Annotated in this window: 10 protein-coding genes; 4 read left to right on the top strand and 6 right to left on the bottom strand. The window is 50.6% G+C overall.

Annotated elements, in window-relative coordinates; all coding sequences use genetic code 11:
- Window positions 1-25 precede the first annotated feature (25 nt).
- Window positions 26-1165 (bottom strand): polyamine ABC transporter substrate-binding protein, encoded by a 1140-nt coding sequence (locus tag DQM57_RS01435; protein ID WP_107959963.1) that lies wholly within the window; start codon window positions 1163-1165, stop codon window positions 26-28.
- A gap of 278 nt (window positions 1166-1443) precedes the next feature.
- Window positions 1444-2067: an outer membrane lipoprotein periplasmic chaperone LolA gene (gene lolA / locus DQM57_RS01430; RefSeq protein ID WP_111726436.1), complete on the bottom strand. Its 624-nt coding sequence runs from the start codon at window positions 2065-2067 to the stop codon at window positions 1444-1446.
- Window positions 2068-2371: 304 nt separating this feature from the next.
- On the opposite strand from lolA, the gene DQM57_RS01425 reads away from it, so the two are divergent.
- Complete coding sequence (locus tag DQM57_RS01425; RefSeq protein WP_111726434.1) at window positions 2372-3199, top strand: ferritin-like domain-containing protein; 828 nt, start codon at window positions 2372-2374, stop codon at window positions 3197-3199.
- Window positions 3200-3236: 37 nt separating this feature from the next.
- Window positions 3237-3899: an HAD family hydrolase gene (locus DQM57_RS01420; RefSeq protein WP_111726432.1), complete on the top strand. Its 663-nt coding sequence runs from the start codon at window positions 3237-3239 to the stop codon at window positions 3897-3899.
- Window positions 3900-3962: 63 nt separating this feature from the next.
- Here DQM57_RS01420 and ppsR read toward each other — a convergent pair whose 3' ends face one another.
- Entirely contained in the window at window positions 3963-4784 is an 822-nt protein-coding gene (gene ppsR / locus DQM57_RS01415) for a posphoenolpyruvate synthetase regulatory kinase/phosphorylase PpsR (protein WP_107859319.1), read from the bottom strand.
- Between the two features lie 410 nt (window positions 4785-5194).
- Between ppsR and ppsA the strand changes: the two genes are divergently transcribed.
- Both ppsA and rho read left to right on the top strand, forming a co-directional pair.
- Window positions 5195-7579 (top strand): phosphoenolpyruvate synthase, encoded by a 2385-nt coding sequence (gene ppsA, locus DQM57_RS01410; protein WP_003675702.1) that lies wholly within the window; start codon window positions 5195-5197, stop codon window positions 7577-7579.
- 222 nt (window positions 7580-7801) lie between these two features.
- A complete protein-coding gene (gene rho / locus DQM57_RS01405) occupies window positions 7802-9061 on the top strand; it encodes a transcription termination factor Rho (RefSeq protein WP_111726429.1) in 1260 nt (419 codons plus the stop codon).
- Between the two features lie 106 nt (window positions 9062-9167).
- Here rho and DQM57_RS01400 read toward each other — a convergent pair whose 3' ends face one another.
- The 3 genes from DQM57_RS01400 to DQM57_RS01385 form a co-directional block, all read right to left on the bottom strand.
- The gene (locus DQM57_RS01400; protein ID WP_111726427.1) at window positions 9168-10463 is read right to left on the bottom strand and encodes an NAD(P)/FAD-dependent oxidoreductase; all 1296 of its coding nucleotides are present in this window, start codon (window positions 10461-10463) and stop codon (window positions 9168-9170) included.
- 125 nt (window positions 10464-10588) lie between these two features.
- Window positions 10589-11476 (bottom strand): ABC transporter permease subunit, encoded by an 888-nt coding sequence (locus tag DQM57_RS01390; RefSeq protein ID WP_111726425.1) that lies wholly within the window; start codon window positions 11474-11476, stop codon window positions 10589-10591.
- A complete protein-coding gene (locus DQM57_RS01385; RefSeq protein WP_003675708.1) occupies window positions 11476-12441 on the bottom strand; it encodes an ABC transporter permease subunit in 966 nt (321 codons plus the stop codon). Before DQM57_RS01385 ends, DQM57_RS01390 begins: the two co-directional genes overlap by 1 nt.
- Between the last annotated feature and the right edge of the window lie 4 nt (window positions 12442-12445).

The following is a 12445-nucleotide window of genomic DNA, read 5'->3' as shown; positions in this document are numbered from 1 at the left end:
CTGAAACAGGCTCAAACGGCACGGCTCATTTTCCAGCCTTAAGCGACTGCCACAGTCTGACACTGAGACGGCTGACATCGCTGGATTTCGGCGATACGATGAAACTTTTCTGCATCAGTTCTTTAGTCGGAAAAATCGATGCGTCGGATGTATATTTCGCATCCATCAGTTCTCGGGCAGGCAGACTGGCCGGTGCATAGGTAACGAAACTGCCGTTTTGCGCGGCAACTTTCGGATCCAGGGTGTGATTGATATATTTATGGGCATTGGCGACATTTTGCGCATCACGAGGAATCATCAGCGAATCCACCCATACACCCACGCCGGTTGTCGGTACCAATACCTTGATGTCCACACCGTTTGCCGACTCCCGGGCACGTGTTTTGGCAATATTCAAATCACCGCCGTAACCGATGGCGACACACAGGTTTCCGGTCGCCATATCGTCGATATAGCCTGAAGAAGTGAAACGTTTGATGTCCGGACGGACGGTTTTCATCATATCGACGGCGGCTTTGATGTCTTCGGGATTTTCACTGTTGGGGTCTTTGCCCAAATAGTGCAATGCCAGGGGAATCTGCTCGATAGCGCTGTCAAAATAACTGATACCGCAGGATTTCAGTTTGCGCGTATATGCGGGATTAAATACCAAATCCCATTCGTTTTCGGGCAATTTGTCCGTACCCAATGCCTTTTTCACCTGCTGCGTATTGATTGCCAAGGTATTAATGCCCCAAAAATAAGGGACGGCATACTCGTTGCCCGGATCAACTTCCGCCATCATTGCCAGCAGGGAGGCATCGATGTTGGCGTAATTGGGTATCAGGCTTTTATCGATTTTCCGGTATGCGCCGGCTTTAATCTGCCTGCCGACATTGGCGACGGAAGGTACGACCAAATCATAACCGGACTTTCCGGTCAGCAGCTTGGCTTCGAGCGCCTCGTTGCTGTCATAATAGTCGTACCGGATATTGAGACGGGTATCTTTTTCAAAATCGGAGAGGGTTTGGGGATCGACGTAATCCGACCAGTTATAGATATTAAGTTTGTCGGAAACAGTATGTTGCACTTGGGATGCTTCGGGCTCTGCGGTGGTTTGGCTGCCACCGCCGCATGCAGTCAAGACGAGGCCGAAAACTGCCGCCGCCATCAAGATTTTTCTCATGGATACAGTCCTTTTGTGAAAAAGAAAACATTGCAGTGGTCCGATACCACATACAAAAGGGAAACTGTGGGGGCGGCCGGCTTGCTTCCTTGTGCCCTTGATTCAGCTGGACTGAATTAAACGGCAAAAGACGCGGCAGTGCAATACTTAATTTTAATGCCAGAAAAAATATATGTGCAGCAGTTTATTTTCAAACAATGCACCTGCTCCGCCATCTTAAACAAATATGCCGTCTGAACGTGCCATACGTTCAGACGGCATAATGCCAAACAAACAAGTCAGTTGCTCAATACATCCACACCCTGCGGGGGCGTAAATTTGAATGCGCCGCGCGAAAGGTTGGGTTTGGTGTTCAGGCTGCCGAAGCTGATGGAGGTCTGGTTGCCGAAGCTGTCTTTCAACTGCATGGCGGCGAGGTTGTCGCCTTTGAAGCCGATACGGATATATTGATAGCCGGCGTTGTTTTTCTTAGGCGTTGCCAAGACGTAGTCGATACCGTTGGACGAGCCGTCTTCTTTGAGGGAGTAGCTGCTGTCAAGGGCGGTTCTGTTGGAGAGGATGGCGGCAGGGCTGTCGCCGATGGTTTGGTCTTGGGAGGACTTGGTCACTTGTGCCAAATCAACGTCATAGAGCCAAATGGTTTGACCGTCGCCTACAATGGTTTGTTTGTAGGGCTTGGTGTATTCCCATTTGAAGAGGCCCGGACGCAGGATTTTGAAAGTACCGTGTGCGGTTTGGGTTTTCTTTTTGCTTTGGACGGTTTGGGTGAAGCTGCCGCTGATACCGTCGGCGTCGTTGTTGAATTTCTTGAGTGCATCCACTGCGCCTGCCTGTGCGAAACCGATGGTTGCGCTCAGGGAGCAAGCAGCGAGGAATTTAAGCAGGTTGCGTTGTTTCATCATTATTTTTCCTTATTGGAAGGGATGTGGCGCCCAGTATCGATGTTACAAAATAACAATGCAAGCCGCTTATGGGCGGTTTACATTTTCCAAACAGTGTTTTCCAAGGGCTAATTTTTTGAAGATTCGGGATTTTTTCCTACAAAAAAGACAATCGGGTTTCACAATTCTTTAATGTATGCCGACTGTGCAAACTGTGGTATTTAATGGTTTTTGACGCGCAACGCCAAATTGTAAAGATTATATTCCTTATATTGTTTTTTTTAAACGCTATAATATTTGTTTTCCGAAAAACGGCGGACTTGGAATGAAACCTGATATTTATGCCTTGCTGGAACTTGCCCTGCTTTCAGACGACCCCGATGAAAAAGGACGGCTGACGGATGAAGCGTTTGCCGCCGTTCAAAATATCGAAGAAGCGAAGGCAAACGCCGCGCCGCTGGACTTCCGCCACGCTGGACGGCCGCCGAAGCCTGTTTTGGTCGCGCCGTCGCAACTGACGCCGCGCAAGATGAACACGGCCGAAGGCTATGCGGCGATGCTGCACGCGATTGCGCATATCGAGTTCAACGCCATCAATCTGGCTTTGGACGCGGCATACCGTTTCCGCACGCTGCCGTTTCAGTTTGTGCGCGACTGGGTGCGGGTGGCGAAGGAAGAGGTGTACCACTTCCGCCTGATGCGCGAACGGCTACGCGCTTTCGGCTTCGATTACGGCGATTTCGAGGCGCACAACCATTTGTGGGACATGGCGTATAAAACCGCCTACGACCCGCTGTTGCGCATGGCGTTGGTGCCGCGCGTATTGGAAGCGCGCGGGCTGGACGTTACGCCGGGGATACGCGCGAAGGTGGAGCAGCGCGGCGATTCGGAAACCTGCGGCGTGTTGGACATCATTTACCGTGACGAAGTGGGCCATGTCGCCATCGGCAACCATTGGTATCAACACCTCTGCCGCGAACGCGGTTTGGAACCTGTCACCCTGTTCCGCAGTCTGATTGCCCGTTACGATATGTTTATCTTCCGCGGCTATGTGAACATCGAAGCGCGCGAAAAAGCGGGCTTCAGCCGCTTCGAATTGGATATGTTGGAAGATTTCGAGCAGGGTTTGAAACAAAATAAACATGCCGTCTGAAACCCTTCGTCCCGCACTTTATAAAAAAGGAAAACACATGATACAAGCCGTATTGTTCGACCTCGACGGCACGCTCGCCGACACCGCCCTAGACCTCGGCGGCGCACTCAACACCCTGCTCGCCCGCCACGGACTACCCGAAAAAAGCATGGACGAAATCCGCACCCAAGCCAGCCACGGCGCGGCAGGACTGATCAAACTCGGCGCAGGCATCACCCCCGACCATCCCGACTATGCCCGATGGCGCACCGAATACCTAGACGAATACGACAGCCGCTACGCCCAAGACACCGAGCTCTTCGATGGCGTGAACGAACTCATCGCCGAACTCGACAGACGCGGCATCAAATGGGGCATCATCACCAACAAACCCATGCGCTTCACCGACAAACTCATCCCCAAACTCGGCTTCATCATCCCACCCGCCGTCGTCGTCAGCGGCGACACCTGCGGCGAGCCCAAGCCCAGCGTCAAACCCATGCTGTATGCGTGCGGACAAATCCACGCCAACCCGCAACACACACTCTACGTCGGTGATGCCGAACGCGACATCCAAGCAGGCCGCAACGCCGGCATGAAAACCGTCCTCGCCGAATGGGGCTACATCTCAGATGAAGACGATACCGACTCATGGCAACCCGACTACCGCATCGCCACACCGATCGAACTAATCGGCTGCCTTACCAAAAAACAGGTATGAAAATGCCGTCTGAAAACCTTTCAGACGGCATTTCCCACATGCCGGTACAACCTCGACACCACATCAGAACCTACGCTTCAACTTGCACGCCTGAAGGATGTGCACGGCAAGCTCTTCCACCGATTTATCCGTCGTATTCGCAAACGGAATCCCATGCCGTCTGAACATACTCTGCGCGTCCGCCACCTCGCTGCGGCATGTATCGATTTTGGCATAAGTTGAATTCGGGCGGCGCTCTTGGCGGATGGCCTGCAGGCGTTCGGGCTGAATGGTGAGGCCGAACAACTTGTCTTTGTAAGGTTTAACCATACGCGGCAAATCACTGGATTCCAAATCATCGGGAATCAACGGATAGTTGGCTGCCCGGATGCCGTATTGCAACGCCAAATACAGGCAGGTCGGCGTTTTGCCCGAACGCGATACACCCATCAAGATTACATCCGCTTCCTGAAGGTTCTTATCGCTGACCCCGTCGTCGTGATTCAATGAGAAATTCACCGCCTCCATACGCGCATCATAACGCTTCGTATTACCGATACTGTGATGCCCCTGCCCGGATGCCGTGGCTTCGGTATTGAGTTCCTTCTCCAACAGTCCCAAAAAAGTCTCAAAGAAATTAATCTGAAAAGCATCCGCCCCTTTGATAATCCGACGGATTTCGTCATCAACCACACTGACAAACGCAATCGGACGCTGTCCGTTTTCCTGCATATTCCGATTCACCTTCTCCACTACTGCCCTGGCTTTTTCAGGCGTATCGACAAACGGGTGCGTATGGCGCTTGAACTCCAAATTACCAAACTGGTTCAACAAGGCCTCACCGATATTCTCAGCCGTCAGCCCGGTACGGTCGGAGATATAAAACACGTGGCGCAAACTGCTCATCTTCCATCCTCAAAATAAAGATTGAAACACACATCATAACAGCAGCAACAAACATAAGGAAGGCGCACATACCACCCCTACCCCGGATTACACGAAAACGGGAAAATAAAAATTTGAAACAAACCGCAACCCAAAACAAATTTAGCAGGAGAAAATGCCAATAAATCGATCAAAAATCTGCCAAGAAAATATTAACCTATTCAAAACCACCTGTTTTACAAAGAAAACACTAAAGGAAAAACATGTTTGCCGGTAAAGAATTTCAAACCATTACATACCCCGAAAACTGCAACTTTTCAGACGGCATCACGATTTAAACAGATAAAACACATGACAGCATAGGAACGAATCGCTTAAAATAAGGATGCGGATTTGTTTCTTTTTTAACATATTTTAGATTGGACACACAAATGGCCGACAACTACGTAATCTGGTTTGAAAACCTGCGTATGACAGATGTTGAAAGTGTAGGCGGAAAAAATGCCTCGCTGGGCGAAATGATCAGTCAACTGACTGAAAAAGGCGTTCGCGTTCCCGGAGGCTTTGCCACAACAGCCGATGCCTACCGTGCATTCCTCGCACACAACGGTCTGAGCGAACGCATTTCTGCCGCATTGGCAAAATTGGATGTCGAAGACGTTGCCGAACTGGCACGTGTCGGCAAGGAAATCCGCCAATGGATTTTGGACACCCCGTTCCCCGAACAGCTGGACGCAGAAATCGAAACGGCTTGGAACAAAATGGTTGCTGATGCCGGCGGTGCGGACATTTCCGTTGCCGTACGTTCTTCCGCAACTGCCGAAGACCTGCCGGACGCATCATTCGCCGGACAACAGGAAACTTTCCTGAATATCAATGGCTTGGAAAACGTTAAAGAAGCCATGCGCCACGTATTCGCCTCCCTGTACAACGACCGCGCCATCTCCTACCGCGTACATAAAGGCTTCGAACACGACATCGTCGCCCTTTCCGCCGGCGTACAACGCATGGTGCGTTCCGACAGCGGCGCATCCGGCGTGATGTTCACCCTCGATACCGAATCCGGTTACGATCAAGTCGTCTTTGTCACTTCATCCTACGGCCTGGGTGAAAACGTCGTACAAGGCGCGGTCAATCCCGACGAATTCTATGTATTCAAACCCACACTGAAAGCAGGCAAACCTGCCATCCTGCGCAAGACCATGGGTTCGAAACACATCAAAATGATTTTTACCGACAAAGCAGAAGCCGGTAAATCCGTAACCAACGTCGATGTCCCCGAGGAAGACCGCAACCGCTTCTCCATTACCGACGAAGAAATCACCGAGTTGGCGCATTACGCACTGACCATCGAAAAACACTACGGCCGCCCGATGGATATCGAATGGGGTCGCGACGGCTTGGACGGCAAACTCTACATCCTGCAAGCCCGTCCCGAAACCGTAAAATCCCAAGAAGAGGGCAACCGCAATCTGCGCCGCTTCGCCATCAACGGCGACAAAACCGTATTATGCGAAGGCCGTGCCATCGGTCAAAAAGTCGGACAGGGTAAAGTACGTCTGATTAAAGATGCTTCCGAGATGGATTCCGTCGAAGCCGGCGACGTACTGGTTACCGACATGACTGATCCGGATTGGGAACCCGTGATGAAACGTGCTTCCGCCATCGTTACCAACCGCGGCGGACGCACCTGCCACGCGGCGATTATCGCGCGCGAACTGGGCATTCCTGCCGTTGTCGGCTGCGGCAATGCAACCGAATTGCTGAAAAACGGTCAAGAAGTGACCGTATCCTGTGCCGAAGGCGATACCGGCTTCATCTACTCCGGCCTGCTGGACGTACAAATTACCGATGTTGCTTTGGACAACATGCCTAAAGCACCTGTAAAAGTAATGATGAACGTCGGTAACCCCGAGCTCGCATTCAGCTTTGCCAATCTGCCGAGCGAAGGCATCGGTCTGGCACGCATGGAATTCATCATCAACCGCCAAATCGGTATCCACCCCAAAGCCTTGTTGGAATTTGATAAACAAGACGACGAATTGAAAGCGGAAATTACCCGCCGCATCGCCGGCTATGCGTCCCCTGTCGACTTCTATGTCGATAAAATCGCAGAAGGCGTGGCAACATTGGCTGCATCGGTTTACCCGCGTAAAACCATCGTCCGTATGTCTGACTTCAAATCCAACGAGTACGCCAACTTGGTCGGCGGCAGCATCTACGAACCGCACGAAGAAAACCCGATGCTGGGCTTCCGCGGCGCGGCGCGTTATGTCGCCGAAAGTTTCAAAGACTGCTTCGCCCTCGAATGTAAAGCCTTGAAACACGTCCGTGACGAAATGGGGCTGACCAACGTCGAAATCATGATTCCGTTCGTCCGCACTTTGGGCGAAGCCGAAGCCGTTGTTAAAGCCCTGAAAGAAAATGGTCTGGAACGCGGCAAAAACGGCTTGCGCCTGATCATGATGTGCGAGTTGCCAAGCAACGCTGTATTGGCAGAACAATTCCTGCAATACTTCGACGGCTTCTCCATCGGCTCTAACGACATGACCCAGCTGACCCTCGGCCTCGACCGTGACAGCGGCTTAGTGTCCGAATCATTTGACGAACGCAACCCTGCCGTTAAAGTAATGTTGCACTTGGCAATCTCCGCCTGCCGCAAACAAAACAAATACGTCGGTATTTGCGGTCAAGGTCCGTCAGACCATCCGGACTTCGCCAAATGGCTGGTAGAAGAAGGCATAGAGAGCGTCTCCCTGAATCCGGATACCGTCATCGAAACCTGGCTGTATTTGGCTGATGAATTGAATAAATAATCAATGCCCATACCCCCAAGCCTGAAAAGCTCGGGGGTATTTTTCCAAACGACTTTACTCAAGCGATATATCCTGCCGATAAAGGCTAACCCGCCTGAGATAATATTTGACACCTGCACGCCGACTGCCTACAATTCCCCCTTTCTCCGAGCAACCGGCAACGGTCAGCTTCTTCTTTCAGACGGCATCCGCCCGTCTTTTCCTCTTCTATATATCATTATTATGCACGTCTCTGAATTACAAACCCTGCACATTTCCAAACTTTTAGAGTTGGCAGAAGAACACGCTATCGAAAATGCCAACCGTTTCCGCAAGCAAGACTTGGTTTTTGCCATCGTCCGTCAAATGATGAAAAAAGGTGAGAGTTTTACCTGCTCCGGCACACTCGAAATCCTGCCCGACGGTTTCGGTTTCCTCCGAAGTGCGGATACCTCCTATCTCGCGGGTCCTGATGACATATATGTCTCACCCACCCAAATCCGACGCTTCAACCTGCATACGGGCGACACCATCGAAGGCAGTGTGCGCGTCCCCAAAGACAACGAACGCTATTTCGCCCTGGTCAGACTGGATTCCATCAACGGCGACCACCCGGAAGTATGCCGCCATAAAATCCTGTTTGAAAACCTGACTCCTCTGTTTCCGACTAAACAGTTAAAACTGGAACGCGACTTAAAGTCCGAAGAAAACCTTACCGGACGTGCCATTGACCTGATTTCCCCCATCGGCAAAGGTCAACGCGCCCTCTTGGTTGCCCCGCCCAAAAGCGGTAAAACCGTGATGCTGCAAAATATTGCCCATGCCATTACCGCAAACTATCCTGAAGTCGAGCTCATCGTCCTCTTGATTGACGAGCGTCCCGAAGAAGTTACCGAAATGAGCCGCTCCGTCCGTGGCGAAGTATTCTCCTCCACCTTTGACGAGCCGGCTCAACGCCACGTCCAAGTTGCCGAAATGGTGCTTGAAAAAGCCAAGCGTATGGTAGAACACAAAAAAGATGTGGTCATCCTGCTTGATTCGATTACCCGCCTTGCCCGTGCCTACAACACCGTCGTACCTACCTCTGGCAAAATCCTGACCGGCGGTGTCGATGCCAACGCACTGCACCGTCCCAAACGTTTCTTCGGCGCAGCACGCAATGTTGAAGAGGGCGGTTCACTGACCATTATCGCCACAGCATTGGTTGAAACCGGCAGCCGTATGGACGATGTGATTTACGAAGAATTCAAAGGTACCGGCAATATGGAATTGCACCTCGACCGCCGCATGGCGGAAAAACGCCTCTTCCCTGCCATCAACATCAACAAATCCGGCACGCGCCGCGAAGAACTGCTTGTTCCAAACGACCAGCTGCAACGTATGTGGTTACTGCGCAAATTCCTGCACCCGATGGATGAAATCGAAGCCACCGAGTTCTTAAACGGGAAAATCAAAGCATCTAAAAATAATGATGATTTCTTTGAACTGATGCGCGGAAAATAAACACATCATTGATATTAGGCGAAATGCCGTCTGAAACCTAAAAATCGGGTTTCAGACGGCATTTTTCACATTAACCGCCGACGGATAAACATACTGCCTACGACACTTAACGGCTGTCTTTCCACTGATAGTATTGAGAACCGAGAAATGAACCGAGCTTTCTCAGAAAAGGTTGCAGGATGATATTCGGCTGGCGCAACTGCTCAAACGGCTTCAGACGGCATTCGTCCCCTAAAATTGCTTCTGCAACCGCCAAACCTGCAATACCCGTTATTGCCATACCATGCCCGGAATAACCTTGTGCATAAAAAACATTTGCGGCCAAACGTCCGAAATGTGGAACAAGGTTGGCAGTAATATCACACTCCCCTCCCCATGAATATTCGATTCTAACATCGGCAAGCTGCGGAAAAACTTTCAGCATGTCTTGGCGGACAAGCTGGGTCATACGCGCAGGATCGTCAATAAATTCATGGTCTTTACCGCCGAAAAGCAATCTGCCGTCCGCACTGAGGCGGTAATAATCCAAAATATGGCGGTTGTCGCACACAGCCATATTGTTTCGGATAAGCCCCTGCCCACGCTCACCCAAAGGTTCGGTGGCAATAATAAAGGTGCTGACGGCAATCGCCTTACGCTCCAAAGGCTTGAATATCGGATTCAAACCGGCATAAGTATTGACGGCATATACCACATTTTTACATTCGACACTGCCTTCCGGAGTGTAAACCAACCAACCGTTTTGATAAGGTTCGATGCGTATCATGGGAGAATGCTCAAAAATCTGCGTACCGGCTTCGGCAGCGGCAGCGGCAACACCCAACGTGTAATTGAGCGGATGAAGATGCCCGGACAAGGGATCAAACTGTGCGCCTTGGTACATATCGCTGTCGAGTTGCTGCTTCAGTTCAGTGTTATCCCAAAGTTGATAATGAGTTGCACCGTAATATTTTTGGGCGTGCTCATGCCATTGTTGCAATTCTTCCCAATGTTGCGGACGAATGGCAACCGTGGCATAACCGTGTTGCCAATCACAGTCAATCGCATATTTGCGTACGCGCTCGTCCACAAGCTCAACCGCCTGTAAAGACTGCTGCCAAAACCATTGTGCCCGCTCCAAACCAACCTGTTTTTCAATTTCCTCCATACCGCAGGCATAATCGCTGATAACCTGCCCGCCACTCCGTCCCGATGCGCCGAAACCGATACGCGCGGCTTCCAACACAACCGTTTCATGTCCCTGCTCCGCCAAGGGCAGTGCAGTGCATAAACCACTCAAACCGCCACCGATGATACAGGTATCGGTTTTCAGACGGCATTGAAGTTTCGGATAAACAGTATGAGGATTAACCGAACTAAAATAATAAGAAGGCAGATATTCTTGAAAATCAGGACGAATCATGATGTTTACTTTATCAGGTATATTTTCAGACGGCATGATACAGGCTGTCGAACCATATCGTCCAAACAAAAAATCGATTTAAGAAAACAGGCTGACCCAGTCATGCGGTCAGCCTGCCTTGTTAGTTAATTTGCTTTCTCGGCAGCCAATTTTTCTTGGCGGTAGGCTTCCGCTGCCTCACGGTCGCGCTTGGTTGCCTGCCTCATCATCCAATAATTGACGATGATGACCAATGTTCCGATGATGCCGATCAGGATGGTTGCCAAGACATTCATCTGAGGATCAAGACCCAGCTTGATTTTGGAGAAAATCACCTGCGGCAATGTAGAAGAACCGGGGCCGGACAGGAAAGAGGTAATCACCAAGTCATCCAAAGACAGGGTAATGCCGAGCAGGAAGCCTGAAGCGATGGCAGGGGCAATCAAAGGCAAAGTGATGACAAAAAAGATTTTCAGCGGACGCGCACCCAAATCCATTGCAGCTTCTTCGAGCGATTGGTCAAGCTCAACCAGGCGCGAACGGATAACAACGGTAATGTATGCCATGCAAAGCGTGGTATGTCCTAAGAAAATAGTGAAAAAGCCTCGATCAAAATAAAGCGATTGCAGCAATTCGCTACCTTGCAGGAACATCTGCACCTGAATAATCAGGAGCAGCATGGACAAACCGGTAATCACGTCAGGCATAACCATAGGTGCGGAAATCATACCGGCGAACAAGGTACTGCCGCGGAAACGTTTGATACGCGCCATCGCATAGCCCGCCAACGTACCCAAAACGACGGCGGCAAGCGAAGACACAACGGCAATACGCAGCGATAACCAAGCAGCTTCCAAGATGGTGTCGTTTTCCAGCAATGCGCCGTACCACTTGGTCGAAAAGCCGCCCCAAACGGTAACGAGCTTGGATTCGTTAAACGAATAGACAACCAAAACGACCAGCGGGATATACAGAAACGCCAGCGACAACATCAGCATCAGTTTCAGGAACCAAGATAATTGGGATTTTTGCATTATTTGGCTCCTTCTTCCAATTCGCGGTTTTCATAATGCTGGAACAGCGCAATCGGTACGACCAGCAGTGCGACCATCACGACGGCGACGGCGGAAGCCAACGGCCAGTTGTTTTGATCAAAGAATGCCTGCCACAAGACTTTACCAATCATCAAGTTTTCCGAACCTCCGACCAGCTCGGGAATCACAAATTCACCGACTGCCGGAACGAAAACCAGCATGGATCCTGCAATAATGCCGGTTTTAGACAGAGGCAGTGTAATCGTCAAGAACGACTTGACCGGTCCCGCACCCAAATCGGAAGCTGCTTCGAGCAGGCGGCTGTCCAGTTTCACCAGCTGCGTGTAAAGCGGCAGAATCATAAACGGCAGATAGGCATAAACCATCACCAAGTTCAATGAGAACGCATTGTAGAACAAATCTAATGGCTCACTGATAATACCCATCTTAATCAATAAGTTGTTTATGATGCCGTTATGCCCGAGCAAACCCATCCACGCATAGACACGCAGCAGGAACGATGTCCAGAAAGGTAACATGATGGCAAGCAGCAAACCATTACGGACAGAAGGATTGGCACGGGAAATCGCATATGCTGTCGGATAACCGACCAACAGACAAATTACCGTCGTAGTCAGTGCAGTTTTTATTGAAGACCAATAGGTCATCAGATAAATATTGCTGTTTTCGCTGTCGCCGAAGGGATTCAGGGTATTCCAGAAATTTTGGAAAATATCGGCATAGTTTTGATAACTGATGGCGATATTCAGACGACCTAAATCTTCATCAATGCTGGTCAACGGCGTAAACGGCGGAATGGCGATTTCTTGTTCGGCAAAGCTGATTTTCAGCACGATGGCGAACGGAATCAGAAACAGCACCAAAAGCCAAATATACGGCACGGCTATGACCGCGCGCTGCCCCGGGCGGCGGAACAGTTTGTTTTTCAGTTTTTTAAGGTTCATCTCA

Origin of the sequence: Neisseria cinerea (assembly GCF_900475315.1) — a bacterium.
Taxonomy (GTDB): Bacteria; Pseudomonadota; Gammaproteobacteria; order Burkholderiales; family Neisseriaceae; genus Neisseria; species Neisseria cinerea.
Note: the sequence above shows the minus strand (reverse complement) of the source record. Positions and strands in the feature narration are given on the sequence as shown.